The organism is Arthrobacter oryzae (assembly GCF_030718995.1).
Lineage (GTDB): Bacteria > Actinomycetota > Actinomycetes > Actinomycetales > Micrococcaceae > Arthrobacter > Arthrobacter oryzae_C.
The window spans coordinates 2,316,561-2,334,081 of record NZ_CP132204.1 but is presented as its reverse complement, the minus strand read 5'-3'; the positions used below and the strand labels follow the sequence as shown (position 1 = coordinate 2,334,081).

Here is a 17,521-nt window from a genome sequence, read left to right as displayed (position 1 = left end):
GACTCCTGCGATAGGCCCGCCAGACCCCAATCTCGACGGACTTACGATTCCTATGGGACCACAGCCCCATCGACTCTGTGAACCCCCCAACATCGGCCCGCCCAGGCACTCCCGCGGAATTCCGCCACTTCCGGCCGGAATTCCCAGCTGACTCACAGCTATGGTGCGCAGAATGGACCATGCGCAATGTCCTCAGGGAGTGGCAGGCCGAGCTCAGGCAGACCTTCACCGGCTCGCGGGGTGCGGTGCCACCCTGGGTCCCCCGGCTTGAGGACGGTGACGACGCCGGCTACCACCTTCCGGGGTCCGCGGTCTGGGCGGTCCACGGTTCAATGACCACCATCGTGGCGGGAATCCGCGCGCTCCTGATGCAGTCGCTCCATCCGGGCGCCCTGGCCGGCGTGCACGACCATTCACGGTTCCGCGAAGATCCCCTGGGACGGCTAGCCGGAACCATCCGCTGGATCTTCACCGTGTCCTATGGCTCCACCTCCGCGGCGCATGAAGCCTCCGGCTGGGTGCTGCGGCTGCACGAAGCGGTACGGGGGGACTACGTGGACGCCCACGGAATCACCAGGAGCTATGCAGCCAACGACCCCGAACTCCTCCGCTGGGTCCACATCGCCTTCACTGACGCATTCCTCTCCGCCCACAAGATCTGGGGACGGCCCATCCCCGGCGGTCCGGATGCGTACGTCCGGGAGTGGGCGCACGCGGGAACGCTGATGGGGGTTGATTCGCCCCCGCTGAGCGAGGCGGAAATGAGGCGGCAGCTGGACAGCTGGTACGACGACGGCGACCTCCGCTCCGATGAGCGGGTGGCTGAGATTGTGGCCTTCATCCGCAACCCGCCGCTGCATCCTTCGCTGCGCCCCGGATACCGGATGCTGTTTGCCGCCGCTGTCGCCAGCCTCGACCCGAAATACCGGGAGTTGCTGGGGCTCCGGACAGCCCGGCTGGGCCCCCTGCCGCTGCCGGTGAGGTTCGGCACCAAGGTGACTCTCGCCGTCGTCCAGTTGGCCCTTGGCGGGGCAAAACGCGGACACAGGATCGGGCCGAGTGAGCAGGCAGCACGACGCCGGCTGCGGCGCCTCGGTTTTGCTGCATAGTGGACGGAACGCAAAAAGGCCCCGGTCCGAGGACCGGGGCCGAACCGCGGAGAATGGGGGATTTGAACCCCCGAGGGCGTTAACCCAACACGCGTTCCAGGCGTGCGCCATAGGCCGCTAGGCGAATTCTCCAGTAGCTTCTGAATCAAAAGCAGATACTAGACTACCTGAACTTTCCGGCATCACCCAATTGGGCACCGCGGGACATTACGACGGCATGCTGTGCAGTGCCCGGACCAGCGCTTCAAAAGGCCCGTTAACGTCAAAATGGACGCCCCCAATGCGCCCACTCCGCCGGAACACCGTTGAGCTGCCGGGTCCGGCCCTCGCGCCAGGCCCTGCAGCTCACAACCTTGAGCTCAACTTGAGATTGCCCCAATCGGTGTACATATCCATCGTCCGCCCTGGGGCAGTGATAAGCAAGGGTTCCTGGCCGAATATCGGCGGACCGTTACCGACTTGTGCCGGTATCCGCTTCCGGCAAACTGCTGGAAAGATGGGCCTCATGACCCAACTGCATGCCCTGGTGACGTACGTTCCCGCAGACCACGCGGAGGCTGTCCTCGCCGCTGTCGGCGATGCGGGCGCCGGACGGATCGGCAACTATTCGCACTGCGCCTTCACCACCCCCGGCACCGGACGGTTCACACCCCTCGCCGGATCCCAGCCGTTTCTCGGTTCCCAGGACCGCAGCGAACACGTGCCGGAGGTAAGGATCGAGTGCGTCGTCACGGAAGACGTGCTCGACGCCGTTGTGGCAGCCCTTCGCACCGCCCACCCCTACGAGGAGCCCGCACTGATGAGCTGGGCGGTCAACGGACACCGTCCGGCCACGGCGCGGGGCGGCCGCGAAACCTAGCCGGGGCCGCCGGAATGAGCCGCGGTCAGCCGATTCGGGGCACACGAAATCATCGGGTAAACTCATTGACGGCCCCTCATGTGGCGTCATCCTGTTGAACTCCCCCAGGACCGGAAGGTAGCAAGGGTAGACGGGCTCTGGCGGGTGCATGGGGGGTCTTTACTATTCCCGAACAGGGCGGCCGCCCGCGAGGGTCTGATTGTCAGCCCGGATTGGTAGGGTTTTCTCTGTGAGTGTTACAACCGCCCTTTACCGCAGATACCGTCCAGACTCCTTTGCTGACGTTATCGGGCAGGAACACGTCACCGATCCGCTGATGACGGCGCTGCGAAAGAACCGCGTCAATCACGCCTACCTGTTTTCCGGTCCGCGCGGCTGCGGAAAGACCACCTCGGCCCGCATCCTGGCCCGTTGCCTCAACTGCGCCGAGGGTCCCACTGATACCCCCTGCGGCAAGTGCCCCAGCTGCATCGAGTTGGCACGCGGGGGCTCCGGATCACTCGACGTGATCGAGATCGACGCCGCGAGCCACGGTGGCGTGGACGATGCCCGCGACCTCCGCGAACGCGCCACCTACGCGCCAGTCCGGGACCGCTACAAAATCTTCATTATCGACGAAGCCCACATGGTCACCTCGGCCGGCTTCAACGCCCTGCTCAAGATCGTGGAAGAGCCGCCGGAGCACATCAAGTTCATCTTCGCCACCACGGAGCCGGACAAAGTGATCGGAACCATCCGTTCGCGGACCCACCACTACCCGTTCCGGCTGGTCCCGCCCGAACCCCTCATGGCCTACCTTGAGCTGCTCTGCAACCAGGAAAACGTTCCCGTGGCGCCCGGCGTGCTGTCCTTGGTCATCAGGGCAGGCGGCGGGTCGGTGCGCGACTCGCTCTCCGTCCTGGACCAGCTGATGGCAGGGGCCGGCCCCACCGGGCTGGACTACGAGCTCGCGGTCGCGTTGCTGGGCTACACCCACGCGTCCCTCCTGGACGACGTCGTCGAAGCAGTTGCAGCCGCGGACGCCGCCACGGTGTTCCGGGCCGTGGACCGCGTGATCCAGACCGGCCACGATCCGCGGCGCTTCGTGGAGGATCTCCTGGAGCGCTTCCGCGACCTCATCATTGTCCAGGCCATGCCGGAGAGCGCCCAGTCGATCCTCCGCGGGATGCCGGCGGACCAGATAGCCCGGCTTCAGAATCAGGCCCACAACCTTGGCGCGGCCGAACTGTCCCGGGCTGCCGACGTGACCAACACCGCCCTCACTGAGATGACCGGTGCCACGTCGCCGCGGCTCCACCTGGAGCTGCTGTGCGCCCGCATCCTCCTCCCGACTTCAGAACAGACCGAGCGCGGGATCGCTGCCCGGATCGACCGCGTGGAGCGCCGCCTGAACTACGGAGGGAACGACGTCGGAGCACCCGTCGCTGCTTCGGCGGCACCCGCCGCAACGCCGGTGTCCGCGCCTGCCGCTGCGCCCGTGTCCGCTCCCGCGCCCGCTGCTGCGCCGGTGTCCGCGCCGGCGCCTGCGCCTGCTGCGCCAACCTCCGCACCGATTCAGGCACCGTCACCGGAGCAGGCTCCCGCGGCCGGGCCGGCGGCTGAACCAGCCGCCGCACGCAGTGAAGCGCCCGCACGGGAATCCCTCACTCCCCCGCGCGTTTCCACAGCGGACTGGCCGGTCGACGAACAGCCGGCTGCGAATCGGGTCCCGTCCGGTCAAGCGCCTTCCCGTCCTGCCGCTCCGCCAGCACCTGCAGCTGCGGCGCCGGTTCCAGCTGCGGCACCGGCACCTGCTGCACCCGCCGCAGTGGCCGAACCGGTGGCTGCCGAGCGGGCACCCATGAAGTCCGAAGCAAGGCAGCCCGCGGCTGAGAGCCACGTTCCGGCCCACGGTCCCGGGGGTGACGTGGAGGTCCTGCGCCGCGCCTGGGCTGACATCCTGCAGACCCTGAGCAAGATCAAGCGCAGCACCTGGGCGCTTGTCGAACCGAACGCCCAGGTGGGCCAGTTCGACGGCCAGATGCTCACTCTGGTCTTCACAACGTCCGGGCTGGCCGGCGCCTTCGGCCGGGCCGACCACTCCGAGAATCTTCGCCAGGCAATCCACAAGACCGTTGGCATCGACTGCCAGATCAATGCGGTGTCCGGCGGCGTCCATGCAGTGCCCAGCAGCGCCGGCAGCACAGCGAGCTCTGAGCCAAACCCAAAAGCACCCGCTAAGCCGGAAACTCCGGCGACGTCCGCCGACGTTGCCTGGGGTCTTGCCCCCGGCCCGACGCCTGACCCCGCCGCCGACTCTGCCAGTTCTGGCCGCTCTTCCGGTTCTGTCGGCTCTTCCGCTTCTGTCGGCTCTGCCAGCTCTGTCGGCGCGGACGCGCAGCGTGAGCCCGCGGTTCCAGTTGCCCCGGCGTCGCAGCCGGAAGAGACCGCTTCCGGTTCGTACAGCTACCCCGAGGACGACTGGGGCCCGCCCCTTGACGAAGATGCTCCCCCGTTGGACGAAGAGCCTCCCATGGACTGGACGCCGTCCGCTCCGAGGCAATCCGTCCCGACGCAGGCACGTCCGGAACAGTCACGCCCGGCATCGGAAAACCGTGGATCAGGCGAGCAGCCGGACCCGACGCCGCCATCCGCCAACTCTTCACGCGTAGCAGGCGGTACTTCCAGCGACGATCCGTGGTCCCGTGCCAAGGAAGAAGCGCCGGGCGTCTGGACCGTGGGCGCCGAGTCGAACGTTGGAAAGTCCGTGGAAGACCCGGACCGTGCGGGCCTGCCCGTTGTTCCGGAGCCTCCCACGCCGCACTACGAGCCGGCGGCGGCCCAGCTGCCCCGGCCAGTCGAGACCCCGGAAGAAGCGTCCACCCTCGGCTCCGGCGAAACCTTGCGCCCGGCGGAAGTCCGGCAGCCGGTGGGTGCACTGGTCGGTGCGGGCAGCTCCTCCGGAGCAGGCTGGGCTGCCTCCGCGCAGTATGTTCCCGCCACGGCAACCGACCCGTCACCGGCAATGGCCGGCCCGGACGTCAGGAGCATCGAGTCGGCACCGGCGGCTTACGCGTCCCCGCCAGCCCAGACTGCGCCCGCCCAGTCCACTCCGGCTCCGACAGCGGCTCCGGGCGCGGCCGTCAAGCAAAGCCTCTACCAGCGGCTATCCAACAGCCCGGAGGCCGAAGCCGGCAGGGCCAAGGCCCCTGCCCGCCAGGCGGAGGCCGTCAAGACCTACGTCCAGGACACGCCGAGCCCGGACGACGAAACGATTGAAGAATCGGGCGTCTTTGGACGCGCCGCCGTCGAGCGTATTCTGGGCGGAAAGCTGGTGGAGGAGCGGTCCCTGGACGGCAGCCCGATCCCGCCGCGCTTCTAGTCCGCGCCGCCGGAGGTCTGGGCACCCTCCAACGGGACTCCCACCCGGCGGCTTGGCCCCGGCCGCATTGCCTGCAGGGAATCGGCATGCCCGGGCCGCCACGCCAGCCCATTATCGATTCAAAAAACGAGTCAAACGAACGAGGACATTGTGTACGAAGGTGCAGTTCAAGAGCTGATCGACGAACTTGGCCGCCTTCCCGGCGTGGGGCCCAAGTCCGCCCAGCGGCTGGCATTCCATATCCTCGAGGCGGACCCTCAGGACATGAAGCGGCTCGTGGACGCCATCACCACCGTCAAGGAACGCGTGAAATTCTGTACGGTCTGCGGCAACGTCACGGAGCAGGAGCTGTGCAACATCTGTCGTGACCCCCGCCGGGACCCCTCGGTGATCTGCGTGGTGGAAGAGTCCAAGGACGTCCTGGCCGTTGAGCGCACCCGTTCCTTCCGTGGCCGCTACCACGTCCTGGGAGGCGCGATTAACCCGATCGCCGGCGTCGGCCCGGAACAGCTGCGGATCAGGGAGCTCCTTACCCGGCTGAACGACGGCGCCATCCAGGAAATCATCATCGCCACTGACCCCAACCTTGAGGGCGAGGCCACGGCAACTTACCTTGCCAGAATGCTGAAATCCATCGGCATCACCGTGACCAGGCTCGCCTCCGGCCTGCCGGTCGGCGGTGACCTGGAATACGCGGACGAGGTCACTCTGGGGCGCGCCTTCGAAGGCCGACGCAACGCGCTCAGCTGAACCGGAACACACGGATTCCCGCCGGAGACGGCTGAGGGGGATGGCTGACGGGAGGCCACCATGCGGTCACAATTCAGCGCCGCGCGGTTCCCGGCGATAAACTTGGCACATCAGTTACGCCGTCGCGCCGTTTTGGTCGCCTGGCCCCGGAACCCCGATTTGATGCAGTGAGGGTGCGCGCATGAGTATGCCCACTACCGAAGTGAAAACCGAGAACCAGCCGCATGTGCTGCCCGTGGCTGCCGCCCCCACCAAGCAGCTCATTGTGCAGAAGTTCGGCGGCTCCTCGGTTTCCGACGCGGACGGCATCAAACGCGTTGCCAAACGCGTCGTGGACGCCCAGCGGGCCGGCAACGAGGTAGTTGTTGTGGTCTCCGCCATGGGTGACACCACCGACGAGCTTCTGGACCTAGCCGCGCAGGTCACCGATTCGGCCCCCGCGCGTGAAATGGACATGCTTCTCTCCGCCGGGGAGCGCATCTCCATGGCCCTGGTAGCCATGGCCATCAACAAGCTGGGCGCCTCGGCCCAGTCCTTCACGGGCTCGCAGGCCGGCATGATCACCGACGGCATCCACGGCAAAGCGCGCATCATCGACGTCGATCCCCACCGGATCCGTACCGCCCTGGACAAGGGACACATCGCGATTGTGGCCGGCTTCCAGGGCATGAGCCGCACCACCAACGAGATCACTACCCTGGGCCGCGGCGGATCCGACACTACCGCGGTAGCCCTGGCTGCTGCGCTGGATGCCGACGTCTGCGAAATCTACACGGATGTAGACGGCATTTACACGGCGGATCCCCGTGTGGTGCCCTCCGCCCAGAAGATCGACCGCATCTCCAGCGAAGAAATGCTGGAACTGGCCGCTTCCGGTGCCAAGATCCTGCACCTGCGCTGCGTGGAATACGCGCGGCGCTTCGGGGTGCCACTGCACGTGCGTTCTTCATTCAGCCAGCACGAAGGCACCTGGGTCATGCCCGGAGCCGACGACAAGATCAAGATTCAAGAGGGAGTTGCCTTGGAGCAGCCAATCATCTCCGGCGTTGCACACGACCGTTCCGAAGCGAAGGTCACCGTGGTGGGAGTCCCCGACATCCCCGGCAAGGCCGCCGCGATCTTCCAGGTCATCGCCGATGCACACTCCAACATCGACATGATCGTCCAGAACGTCTCCACGCACGGGACGGGCCGGACGGACATTTCCTTCACCCTCCCCATCGTGGAAGGTGCCGACGCCCTGGCTGCCCTCCGTGCCGCGCAGCCGGAAATCGGCTTCGAGAGCATTGAATACAACGAGCAGATCGGCAAGCTTTCGCTGATCGGCGCAGGCATGCGTTCCCACCCGGGTGTCTCGGCCACCTTCTTCAAGGCCCTGTCCGATGCCGGCATCAACATCAACATGATCTCGACGTCGGAAATCCGCATCTCCGTGGTGACGCACGCCGACCTGCTCGACGACGCCGTCCGGGCCATCCACAAGGCGTTCGACCTGGACAGCGAAGACGAAGCAACGGTCTACGGCGGCACGGGCCGCTAAGGCTGGCCACGCCCGGCCACTGCATATGGCAAAAGGAACGGCACTGCGGTAAGACCGCCGTGCCGTTCCTTTTGTGCGTTGTGTGCGTTGTGTCGTAGAAAGCTACTTGATGTCTTCCTTGCGGACCGCGTAGTGATGCCCCTCGGAGTCTGTCTCTACTTCGAAGTGGGCCAGGTCCTCTTCAGAAGCAGACTCAAAGTCGTCATGCCTGTGAACAACGGGCAAGGTCGGATCACCCCGTGTGGCAGGTCCGAAGAAGAACCGCAGCTTGTCAGTCTGGCTCATGAAACGCTGTATCGCCTTTGCCACAATTTCCACCCCCTTTCCCTGAGTCGGGTCAAGCAGTGCTGCAATGGCCGGTTGGTACCTGTGCCCATATTTTACGCCCGGGGACAGAAAAAGGCCCCCGGCCGGCGGCGCGTAAGCGGCCTAGCGTAGGGACTTATCGTCAGGGTTCCTGGGCACCACATAGGTGCTGCCGTCCGGCCTGCGGATCGTTTCCCACTGCTGCGTCTCCGCTTCGCGGCGGACCAGGAGGGCTTTGTTCTCGTCCGTCATCTCGTGGCTCAGGGCACTGCGGTTGGCCGGCCCGAAGATGGCCCGGAGCTTGCCGGTGGCACGCATGAACTTTTGGGCGGCATTTTCCTTGCTGGCCATTGCGGATTCCCTTTCAGAACGGTCACGTTCAATCCAGTGTACGCTAATCATTAGCCCACTAACGATCAAGGAGCGAGCAGTGACGAATCAGCGCCAGGCCGATGCCATCGAAGCGTCTGACGAAGACCTCCTGCTGGAACACCAGCTTTGCTTCGCCCTGACGGTAGCGTCGCGGAGCGTCGTGGGAGCCTACAAGCCGGTGCTGGACACGTTGGGCCTGACCCATCCGCAGTACCTCGTGATGCTGTGCTTGTGGGAGTCCAGCCCGCGCTCGGTCCGGGACATCAGTGATGCGCTGGCCCAGGAACCGGCCACCATCTCGCCGCTGCTGCGCCGCCTCGAATCGGCAGGCTACATCACCCGCGGCCGCGCTGCCGGGAACGAGCGGGCCCTGGCCGTCGGGCTCACCCCGAGCGGCGCAGCCCTCCGCCAGCAGGCGCTGGCCGTCCCGGGAACCATGATGGAGCGTTTGGGCCTGACACGGGACCAGGTGGCCACCCTCCACCAGGCCATGACAGAACTGATCGCCGCCACCAAGGCCGCTGCCGTACGTGACGCCGCGGCCGGCGATCACTGAGCTGTCACGGCCACATTCAGCTGCGTTGACGGCCCCGTACCGAAAGTTATCAGGCCCGTCCAGTTTCCTGCCTCAAGTCCAGCCCAGCTGGCAGTAACCTCGCCGCTGGCGCCGTTTTCAATGGTGAGGGGGTTGGGGCTGACGGTCAGGTTTCCTGCGTCACCGGCAAGGATCATCACATCGAGCGACGCCGCGGTTGCCGCGTTGCCGGGGCTGGCAAACAGGTTGGCGGTCACTTTCCAGTCGCCGGCCACCGGGTCCTTGATGGAGACGGCCTCGTTGGCCGCAGGCGTAGCCCCCGGATACAGCACGCCGGCCGGTGAAACCACATACAGGTCGAAGTCCGCTGCCGGGTTGGCGGAATTGACCGCAAACCTCGCCAGGGACGAACCCGCCGGGACATTCACGATCTGAACTTCGTTCGCGGCGTCCTTGACCCCGGTGTACGGCCCCGGAACCAGGCTGATCGCCGTCGAGTTCGCTTTGGCAAGACCCTTCACGGTCATGTCGATCGGGTCGGAACTGCCGGATGTCACCGGAATAACGATGCTGCCGGTGCCCCCCGCGGAGGAGGCGTTGACCACGGCCGGCGCAACAGCGGTCACCGAACGAATGGCGACCGGCGAGCGGACAGCGGCCTCATCCGAACTCCAGGTCAGCGACCCGCCAACAAAGGCGTCCAAGGTGGCGCCGGAGTTCGTGAACTCCACCGTGAAGGTGGCCTTCCCGCCTTCTTCCAGGGTCAGCGCATCCGGGGTCACCACCGCCGTAATCCCGGGAATATCGACGTCGGCGCTGTAGGTTCCGGCCGTCAACGCAGTCACTGTCCGGGTCACGGTCTGCGTGCCGGTCAGCCCGCCGATGGCGATGGACGGCAGGTTGACGTCCTTCGCGGCCACCGGGGCAACGCCCAGCTGATGGCCCTGGCCCTGGAGGAAACCGAGCCAGTCGCTGGGGCCGGCGTCGTACACCAGCCCGGGCGTCGCGATCCTGGCCGGGTCGACCTGGCCGGCGCCCTGGGCAAAGACGTCGTGTACAGGGTTACCCTCAGCATCCACGAGGTCGTAGGCCGTGGTCATCATCGCTGATTTCACCGTGGCCGGGGACCAGAGGGGGTTCTTGCCCAGCAGCAACGCCCCAAAGCCTGCAATGTGGGGTGCTGCCATGGACGTTCCCGAAAGGAAACCGAAGTTCTGGCCGGCGTTGTGGCCGGCAGGCGAGACAGCTGCGAGGACACCGACGCCCGGAGCTGCAATGTCCGGTTTCAGGAGGTCGCTATCGGCTGCAAGGGTGGGCCCGCGGGAGGAGAACCCGGCGATCTGCGGGACCGGTGGCGGATCCAGGCCGGTAGTGTCGGTGGCCACCAGGCTCGCCGTCAGCGCCGCGTCGGCCGCAACCGCCTCTTTGATGGCGGGGTCTTCAACGTGGACCGTAGGAACACTGTGCAGGTCCACGTCCAAGGAGTTGGGCGTCAGGTTGACCAGGACCATGCCGACGCCGCCTGCCTGGGCCACGGTCAGGCTCTTGGCCGTCCGGTCCACCACTCCCCTGTCACAGACCACGATCCGGCCCGAGGTCTTGGCAGGGTCCAGGGTGCCGGGTGCACACAGCGCGGCGTTGGCTTCCAGGGCGTCTGCTGTTTTCAGCGTCGCAGCGAGCGCGATGGGCGCCGCCGCAACTTCAGTGGCCATGATGCTGGCGCCTGCGAACTTCTGGCCGGTGGACAGCTCCACTGTGCCGCGAAGGCTGCTGCTGTGGGTGGAGGCTGCCACGCTGGTCATCCACGGAGCGGCATGGTTGACGGTGCTGGCCGCCGGACCGGAGTTGCCGGCTGACGCGGACACGAAGATCCCGGCCGCCGCGGCATTCAGGAAGGCGATGGACACCGGGTCAACTGTGGAGTTGTTGGTGCCCGAGATGGAGTAGCTCAGGACGTCCACGCCGTCCTTGATGGCGTCCTCGATGGCCTCCACCGCGCTGGAGGCGAAGCAGCCGGTGGTTGCCGGGCTGGCGCCCTCCCAGCAGACCTTGTAGATGGCGAGCTTCGCGGCGGGCGCCACCCCGGAACCCTTGCCGAAGTCACGTCCGCCCACGGCCTGGCTGACGCCGCTGTTGCCTGCGGCGGTGCTGGCGGTATGCGAGCCGTGGTTGTTGATGTCCAGTGGAGAGAACGTTTCCTTCGGCGAGCGCATGGCCGGCGGCACGACTGCCTTGAATGCTTCGTCGTAGTACCGGGCGCCGATGACCTTGCCATTGCACTCAGTGCCGGCGAATTGGTCACCCGCCTCGCAGACACCCGCGAAGGTGCTTCCGTCCGCTTTCAGCATGGTGATCTGGTTTCCGGGCGAGAGGTAGGGCTCGCCCACGACGGGAGCTCCGGACAACGGCTTCACCTGTTCCCCCGCGAAGAAGGGGTTGCCCGGTGTGTAGCCCGTGTCCAGCACGCCCACCACCGTTCCCTTGCCGGCATTGGCTTCACCGCCGAAGTGTTCTGCCCAGACGCCCCCGGGACCGGGCAGTCCCAGGAATTCGGTGCTGGAGTAGTCGATTTTGTGCAGGCTGTCTTTAACGACAGCAAGGACGCTTCCGTCCTTGGCCAACGAGTTTGCCTGTGCCGCGGACAGTTCCGCGCTGAAGCCGTTCACCGCCAGGGTGTAGCTGTCCCTGATGGCCACGCCTTCCTCCGCCGCAAGCCGGGCCTGCTGTGATTCCAGGTGTGCCGAGTAGCGCTGGGACTCAGCGCTGCCGGCGTCGAGCTTTCCATTGGTGACAGCTGTCCCCGGGATGCCCTCGACGCCGCCTGTGTAGGCGGCGAGGGGCCTGTCCTTCAGCATCACGATGTAGCGGCCTGCATCCAGGACGGGAGTGTCTTCCGCCGGCGGGTCGGCTGCTGCCCAAGCCGGGGCTGCCAGCCCCTGGCCGATCAGCAGGGAAATTCCCAGGGCCACTGCGGCGGCGAGGCGTGATGCCGGGCTTCTGCCCTGACCGCTCCTGCCTTGGATGCTGTCCTGAACGCTTCTGTCCTGAACGCTGGAGCCCACGTGCGGATAGGTCATGACGAGCTGCCTCCTAGGTTGCCGGACCGGTGGCGTAGCCGGTCCCACCCCTTGGATGCATCCGTCCACGTTGGCGCAACGTGGGCGTGAGGCCATACATCCAGTGATGGGAGAAACATACCGGAGTGGGACCGCGGAATCGAGATGTTCCGGACAGATTTAATCAGCGGCCCGCTGGTTGCCGCATGCGCCGGCTGCACGCCGGGCCTGGCGGCCGGGCCGAACGGCAGGGTCCATCGCGGGGCGCTGGCGATAGAATGGATCAAAATGAGGAGGACCGGTAATGCGTCAGGCATGGATTCACGCACTCGTTCTGGTATCCGTTGCCGGCCTTACCGCCTGCTCTCCGGGCGGTGGGGGCCCAACGCCTTCTCCCTCGGCCACCTCTGCCAGCGCCAGTGCCACGGCCACGCCGTCGCCGGACACCGAAACAACCGTCCCGGCTCCGTCTCCGCCGCCGTCCTCCGCGCCCGCCACATCCCTCCCGGGCAAGGGAAACGCCGAGCTCGCCATCATGGTCAAGCCGTCGGAATCGGAACCGGCGCTGAACTACACCTTGGTGTGCAAGGACGGCGCTCCGGCGGACGAAAGCAGCCACCCCTCGGCCGCTGCGGCCTGTACCGCGTTGAAGGACAACCCTGCCGTGCTGAGCCCGGCGCCCCGTAGCACGGACCAGGCCTGCACCCAGCAGTACGGCGGACCGCAGCAGGCCACTGTCACCGGGATCGTGGACGATTCGCCGGTGGATGTGTCCTTCGCGCGCAGGGACGGCTGCGAAATCGGCCTGTGGAATGCGGCCAAGGACGTTATCGGTTCCGCGGGCGGAGTGTCCTAGGCAGATGCAGACCCTGAAGCGCGGCCCGCAGACGGTGCTGCCGGCGGACACCTGGCAGCACCTCGAAGCAGCCCACCAGGCCCGGGTCAGGCGTTACGCCGACCCCTACCTCGCCCGCCGCTCGGCCGGGAAGAAACACCCGGTGGAGGATTTCCTCTTCACGTATTACACCCAGAAACCGGGACAGCTCCAGCGCTGGCACCCCGGCACCGGCGTCGTCCTTACCGGGCCTGAGGCGGCCGCCCGCGCCGGCTGGAAGTACTACCGCATGCTCGACGACGGCGACCTCGCCGCCGCGGGGCTGCCGCCCGGGACCACCGCCGCAACCGTTGACCGCGCCGCGTTCCTGGCCGAACGCAAGGACGCAGTGCAGTTCGCCGGGATCATCCTGCACGGCACGGCGCTGCGGCCCGCGCAGTTCGGCTGCTTCGGGCTGCACGAGTGGGCCATGGTGTACCGCCAGGACAAGTTTGAGCTGCGCCACGAATACCTGCAGCTGCGCCTCGGCGCGGCAGGGACTGACCAAGTGGTGGAAGACAACAGGATCCGGTGCTCGCACTTTGACGCGTTCCGCTTCTACACGCCGGATGCCATACCGCTGAACGAACTCGTTCCGAGCAGGGACAACCAGCGGTCCATGGAACAGCCCGGGTGCCTGCACGCCAACATGGACCTTTACAAGTGGGCCTACAAGCTGGCACCTGCCCTGCCCAGTGACCTCGTCATGGACTGCTTCGAACTTTCCTGGCGGGTCCGTGCCATGGATATGCAGGCGTCCCCGTACGACCTTGAGGAATGGGGCTACCCGCCCATCCCGATCGAGACCCCAGCGGGCAAAGCGGAGTACGTCGAATACCAGCGCGCTTTCTCCGCCGAGGCGCAGGAGCTGCGGGGGCGGCTGCTTGATGCCCTGGCACCCCTGATGGACGAGGTTCGGAACAGCGGATGAGCGCCGGGGCTGACCTGGACATGGATCTGACCGTCAGGCTGACCGAGGCGCCGGGCGCTCCACTGTACGAGTTCCGCCTCGTGGTGCGCCACGGAACAGCACCACACCCTCCCGACCTGAAGGGATCGACGCTGCCGGACCCGGCTGCGGCGCTTGCCGCCGTCGAACGCTTCGGCGATGAGGTCTTCTTCGCGCCGCGACGGGCAGACATGATGTGCACCCAGCAGTACGGCGGACCGCAGGTGGCCGTGGTCACCGGGACGTTCCACGGCCGTCCCGTCCACAGCAGCTTCAGCCTGACCGACGGCTGCGAAATTGCACGGTGGCGTTCCCTGGCCCCGCTGCTGGGCGGCACGGCCGGCTCCACTGGAGAGACGTGAGGGCCCGCACCTGAGCTGCACACTCCGAACCGCACGGGCGCCGGACGCAGGAACGTCCCGGGAGCCTCGCGGCTGCCGGGACGTTCCTTGTAGTGGTATCTACTGGCTGGGTGCGCCCCGTGAGTGGGGGCGCCCCTTTAGGTTCCCGGGACTGCGTCCACGGATGTGACGGCCGGAGCACCGGCCGGGGCGGTTGCCGTTTCGGTGCCCACCTTGACGTTGACCCACGTCTTGATCCCGTTGCCGCCCAGGCTCAGGCGGCCCAGGTAGGAGCCCGCCGCGAGGCCCGTCCAGTCGGCCGTGGCCGTGGTGGCCGTGCCGTTGGGCGCAACGATCGGATTCGGGTTGACGGTCAGGTTCCCGGAACTGCCCTTGAATGAGACCGCCTGGATCCGTGCGGACGCGGGTCCGTTGTCCGGCGTGGAGTAAAGGTTTGCCACGATGTAGTAGGTTCCAGCCCGGGGCGATTCCACGTTGAGGAACTCACTTGCCGCTGCCGTCGCCACCTGGGTGGCCACCAGGCCTCCGCTTCCGTTCGGTGCGTAGACCACAATGTCCCAGTCGACGTCCTCCGATTCGGCCTGGATGCCCAGCCGGGCAAACGTTGCACCGGCCGGCACCTCTACTTTGACGACCGCGTTGTGCTCGTCATTCTTTGCGGCGTAGGCGCCGGGCGTCTTGGTGACGGCCGTCTCAGACAGGGGCGCGAGACCTTCCACGCCCACTGCGATGGGCGAATCCGAGCCGGAGACCAGGTCCAGTGCTCCGCTACCGGTGCCGGTGGCGGAGCTGAAGAAGAACGACGGTGCAATCTGGGCATCCACCGGACGGACCGCAATTGGTGAACTGACGGTGCGCGGCCCCTTCCACGCCAGCGTGCCTGTGGTGAACTTGCCCACCGGAGCGCTGACGTTCTTGATGGTGATGGTGACCTCGCGGGTCTGCCCCGCCTTGCTGAAGTTCAGCACCTGCGGTTCCACATGGACTCCGACGCCGGGCATATCCACCACGGGCCGGTAAGTTCCCGGGACAAGCGCCGTGAGCTGGCGCTTGACCTGGATTTCGCCGACAAGGCTGCCGAGCGCGATGGACGGCAGGTTGAGGTCGCGCGCGGCAATGCTGCCGGCGTCGGGTGAGCCTGTTGCCACGCCCTGGCCGTTCAAGAAGGCCAGCCACTGCTTGACGTCCGAGTTGTACACGAGTCCCGGGTCCAGCACACGCGTCGAGTCAATATGCCCGGCTCCCCCTTCGAACGGGTTCACGTTCGGCGTGCCGTCGGCTTTGACCAGCGGGTAGGCGGTGGTCATCATGGCGGATTTGACCACGGCAGGCGACCACTTGGGCTGCTTGCTGAGGACAAGGGCTCCAAATCCTGCAATGTGGGGCGCGGCCATGGACGTGCCGGACATGAAGCCAAACTGCGCGCCGCTGTTGCCGATGGTGGAAACACCCGCGAGGACGTTCACGCCCGGAGCGGAGATATCCGGCTTCAGGAGGTCGCCGCCGGAGGCCAGGCTCGGTCCCCGGGAGGAAAAGCCTGCCACCTGGGGTGCCGGCGGGAGGGGTTGGCCGGTGAGGTCGCCCTTGAGAAGGCTCACCGTGAGCCCCGGGTTGGCAGAGAGCTTCGACTTCAGCTCCAGGCTCTTGGGTGCGTTGACGTGAATAGTGGGCAGCACGTGGTTGTCTGCGTCTTCGGAACTGGAAGACAGGTTGACCAGGATCATGCCCACGCCGCCCTTTGCCTGGACTTCGAGGCTCTTCGCCGTGCGGTCCACGACGCCGCGGTCACAGACCACCACCTTGCCGCTGACCTTGGCGGCGTCCAGCGTTCCGGGACCACAAAGGTTGGCAGGCGTTGGCGCGTCCGGGGCTGCGGCCTCGGCGGCCACCACCACGGCGGCATCCTTGACTTCGGATTTCATGATGGAGGCACCGCGGAACATACTGCCATCGGATACCTTGACGGTGCCCAGCAGGTCGCTGGGGAACGTGGAGGCTGCAACGGTGGTCAGCCACGGCGAGGCGTGGTTCACGGTGGACACAGTGGGTCCGGAGTTGCCTGCCGATGCGGAGACGAACACACCTGCGGCCGCTGCATTCAGGAAGGCCAGCGCCACGGGGTCCGACGTGCTGTTGGTGTTGCCGGAGATGGAGTAGTTGAGGACGTCCACGCCCTCCTTGATGGCGGCGTCAATGGCCTCCACGGAGGCGGACGAGTAGCATCCGCCGGTGTTGGGGTTGTCGTCTTCCCAGCAGACCTTGTACACGGCGACCTTGGCGGCAGGGGCAACACCGGAGCTCTTGCCGAAGCTTGCGCCGTCAATCACCTGTTCCACGTTGGCGTTGCCGGCCGCGGTGGTAGCCGTGTGCGTTCCATGGCTGCCCACGTCCACCGGGGAGATGAGTTCCTCCGGTGCGCGGTGTTCAGGCGTCACGTACTGACGGAAAGAGTCCGCGAAGTAGCGGGCGCTGACCACCTTGGAATTGCAGAGGGTGCCATCGAACGAAGTCCCGGATTCGATGCCCTTCTGGCATTCACCTTCAAAGGTGGTGCCGTCCGCCTTGAGCATGGCGATCTTGCTATCCGCCGTGAGATACGGGACGCCGACCTCAGCCTTGCCCTTGAGCGGCTGGACCGCGTCCCCCTGCAGGAAAGGATTGTCCGGGGCGTAGCCGGAGTCGATCACGCCGACCACCACGCCCTTGCCGGCACCGGCTTCGCCGCCGAACTGCTTTGCCCAGGCGCCCTCGCTGCCCGTGAGTTTCAGGAAGTCGGTGGTGGTGTAGTCCGGGGCGTTCTCAACGTCCGGTGCCACCAGGAGCACGTTGTTGTCCTTGGCCAACCCGGTTGCCTGCAGCGCGGTGAGCTCGGCAACGAAGCCGTTGAGCGCGCCGGTGAACTGCTTCGACGGGGTGACGCCCTGTTTGGACGCGACGTCACGCTGGGCTTTGCGGAGGTGCGCGTCATACGCTTTGTAGTTCTGGCTCCCGGCGTCGAGCTTGCGGCCCTGCTGTGGTTTGGTTGCCCCTATGCCGGCCGTCCCGCCTTCGTACGCCGCGGCGGCCTTTTCAGCGAGGACCACGATATAGCGGCCGTCTTTGTAGTCTGTCGGGTTGACGTTTGTGGCCTGCTCCACGCCACTGGGCTCAGCAGGCGCCGCGGTAGCGGGACCCACTGCGACGGAGGAGAGAAGCAGCGGCAGGCCAACAGCCAGCGCTGCTGCCTTCCGGAGTCCCCCGACCCGGGGAAGGCTTGTTCCTTTTGATTTCACGAGCGACTGAAACCTTTCATGAGGTACGGGTCCGGCGGTGCGGCCGGTCTCGGTCAGCTGGAAAGGGCAGCCGGACTGACAGTTCCTGTCACTCGGCGAGACCAGCCGTGTCAAACAGTACAGAGTGAGAGCCGAATATGACATAGGACACAACAGTCGTTTTACTTTTGTCACTC

The 17,521-nt window shown here is 66.2% G+C and carries 13 protein-coding genes, 1 tRNA gene and 1 other RNA gene; 10 read left to right on the top strand and 5 right to left on the bottom strand.

Annotated features, from left to right (window positions below; translation table 11 throughout):
• Positions 1 to 179 precede the first annotated feature (179 nt).
• Positions 180 to 1,109 carry an oxygenase MpaB family protein gene (locus tag Q8Z05_RS10790; RefSeq protein ID WP_305939650.1) on the top strand — a complete coding sequence of 310 codons (930 nt, stop codon included), beginning with the start codon at positions 180 to 182 and terminating at the stop codon, positions 1,107 to 1,109.
• Between the two features lie 47 nt (positions 1,110 to 1,156).
• On the opposite strand, the gene Q8Z05_RS10785 is transcribed toward Q8Z05_RS10790, so the two are convergent.
• A tRNA-Ser gene (locus Q8Z05_RS10785) sits at positions 1,157 to 1,241 on the bottom strand.
• 373 nt (positions 1,242 to 1,614) lie between these two features.
• On the opposite strand from Q8Z05_RS10785, the gene Q8Z05_RS10780 reads away from it, so the two are divergent.
• The 5 genes from Q8Z05_RS10780 (at position 1,615) to Q8Z05_RS10760 (ending at position 7,619) form a co-directional block, all read left to right on the top strand.
• Positions 1,615 to 1,968 carry a hypothetical protein gene (locus Q8Z05_RS10780; RefSeq protein ID WP_305939649.1) on the top strand — a complete coding sequence of 118 codons (354 nt, stop codon included), beginning with the start codon at positions 1,615 to 1,617 and terminating at the stop codon, positions 1,966 to 1,968.
• A gap of 67 nt (positions 1,969 to 2,035) precedes the next feature.
• An RNA gene (gene ffs / locus Q8Z05_RS10775) (signal recognition particle sRNA small type) lies at positions 2,036 to 2,132 on the top strand.
• 65 nt (positions 2,133 to 2,197) lie between these two features.
• Positions 2,198 to 5,329 carry a DNA polymerase III subunit gamma and tau gene (locus Q8Z05_RS10770; RefSeq protein WP_305939648.1) on the top strand — a complete coding sequence of 1,044 codons (3,132 nt, stop codon included), beginning with the start codon at positions 2,198 to 2,200 and terminating at the stop codon, positions 5,327 to 5,329.
• A 150-nt stretch (positions 5,330 to 5,479) separates the two neighbouring features.
• Complete coding sequence (gene recR, locus Q8Z05_RS10765; RefSeq protein WP_205651440.1) at positions 5,480 to 6,079, top strand: recombination mediator RecR; 600 nt, start codon at positions 5,480 to 5,482, stop codon at positions 6,077 to 6,079.
• Between the two features lie 181 nt (positions 6,080 to 6,260).
• Positions 6,261 to 7,619, top strand: coding sequence for an aspartate kinase (locus Q8Z05_RS10760; RefSeq protein ID WP_305939647.1), 1,359 nt, complete (start codon positions 6,261 to 6,263; stop codon positions 7,617 to 7,619).
• 102 nt (positions 7,620 to 7,721) lie between these two features.
• On the opposite strand, the gene Q8Z05_RS10755 is transcribed toward Q8Z05_RS10760, so the two are convergent.
• The gene (locus tag Q8Z05_RS10755) at positions 7,722 to 7,904 is read right to left on the bottom strand and encodes a hypothetical protein (RefSeq protein WP_305939646.1); all 183 of its coding nucleotides are present in this window, start codon (positions 7,902 to 7,904) and stop codon (positions 7,722 to 7,724) included.
• Between the two features lie 144 nt (positions 7,905 to 8,048).
• Positions 8,049 to 8,276 carry a hypothetical protein gene (locus tag Q8Z05_RS10750; RefSeq protein WP_305939645.1) on the bottom strand — a complete coding sequence of 76 codons (228 nt, stop codon included), beginning with the start codon at positions 8,274 to 8,276 and terminating at the stop codon, positions 8,049 to 8,051.
• Between the two features lie 79 nt (positions 8,277 to 8,355).
• Here Q8Z05_RS10750 and Q8Z05_RS10745 point away from each other — a divergent pair, with 79 nt between their 5' ends.
• Positions 8,356 to 8,853, top strand: a complete 498-nt coding sequence (locus Q8Z05_RS10745) for a MarR family winged helix-turn-helix transcriptional regulator (protein WP_305939644.1) — start codon at positions 8,356 to 8,358, stop codon at positions 8,851 to 8,853.
• Here the strand turns inward: Q8Z05_RS10745 and Q8Z05_RS10740 are convergent.
• Positions 8,847 to 11,909, bottom strand: coding sequence for a S8 family peptidase (locus Q8Z05_RS10740; RefSeq protein WP_305943436.1), 3,063 nt, complete (start codon positions 11,907 to 11,909; stop codon positions 8,847 to 8,849). The two genes, Q8Z05_RS10745 and Q8Z05_RS10740, sit on opposite strands and share 7 nt — an antisense overlap.
• Positions 11,910 to 12,192: 283 nt before the next feature.
• Between Q8Z05_RS10740 and Q8Z05_RS10735 the strand changes: the two genes are divergently transcribed.
• From Q8Z05_RS10735 to Q8Z05_RS10725, 3 genes are read left to right on the top strand one after another with little or no spacing between them, the layout of a single operon-like run.
• The gene (locus Q8Z05_RS10735; RefSeq protein ID WP_305943435.1) at positions 12,193 to 12,744 is read left to right on the top strand and encodes an SSI family serine proteinase inhibitor; all 552 of its coding nucleotides are present in this window, start codon (positions 12,193 to 12,195) and stop codon (positions 12,742 to 12,744) included.
• A gap of 4 nt (positions 12,745 to 12,748) precedes the next feature.
• A complete protein-coding gene (locus tag Q8Z05_RS10730; protein WP_305943434.1) occupies positions 12,749 to 13,693 on the top strand; it encodes a 3-methyladenine DNA glycosylase in 945 nt (314 codons plus the stop codon).
• On the top strand, positions 13,690 to 14,073 hold the full coding sequence (locus tag Q8Z05_RS10725) for a serine protease inhibitor (protein ID WP_305943433.1): 384 nt from the start codon (positions 13,690 to 13,692) through the stop codon (positions 14,071 to 14,073). The genes Q8Z05_RS10730 and Q8Z05_RS10725 overlap by 4 nt, the downstream gene beginning before the upstream one ends.
• Positions 14,074 to 14,210: 137 nt before the next feature.
• On the opposite strand, the gene Q8Z05_RS10720 is transcribed toward Q8Z05_RS10725, so the two are convergent.
• On the bottom strand, positions 14,211 to 17,345 hold the full coding sequence (locus Q8Z05_RS10720; RefSeq protein WP_305943432.1) for a S8 family serine peptidase: 3,135 nt from the start codon (positions 17,343 to 17,345) through the stop codon (positions 14,211 to 14,213).
• Between the last annotated feature and the right edge of the window lie 176 nt (positions 17,346 to 17,521).

Coding starts and splice junctions, on each gene's coding strand:
- Q8Z05_RS10750 (WP_305939645.1), bottom strand. CDS start 8,276: ATGGCCAGCAAGGAAAATGCCGCCCAAAAGTTCATGCGTGCCACCGGC.
- Q8Z05_RS10740 (WP_305943436.1), bottom strand. CDS start 11,909: ATGACCTATCCGCACGTGGGCTCCAGCGTTCAGGACAGAAGCGTTCAG.
- Q8Z05_RS10790 (WP_305939650.1), top strand. CDS start 180: ATGCGCAATGTCCTCAGGGAGTGGCAGGCCGAGCTCAGGCAGACCTTC.
- Q8Z05_RS10760 (WP_305939647.1), top strand. CDS start 6,261: ATGAGTATGCCCACTACCGAAGTGAAAACCGAGAACCAGCCGCATGTG.
- Q8Z05_RS10755 (WP_305939646.1), bottom strand. CDS start 7,904: ATGAGCCAGACTGACAAGCTGCGGTTCTTCTTCGGACCTGCCACACGG.
- Q8Z05_RS10780 (WP_305939649.1), top strand. CDS start 1,615: ATGACCCAACTGCATGCCCTGGTGACGTACGTTCCCGCAGACCACGCG.
- Q8Z05_RS10725 (WP_305943433.1), top strand. CDS start 13,690: ATGAGCGCCGGGGCTGACCTGGACATGGATCTGACCGTCAGGCTGACC.
- Q8Z05_RS10735 (WP_305943435.1), top strand. CDS start 12,193: ATGCGTCAGGCATGGATTCACGCACTCGTTCTGGTATCCGTTGCCGGC.
- Q8Z05_RS10730 (WP_305943434.1), top strand. CDS start 12,749: ATGCAGACCCTGAAGCGCGGCCCGCAGACGGTGCTGCCGGCGGACACC.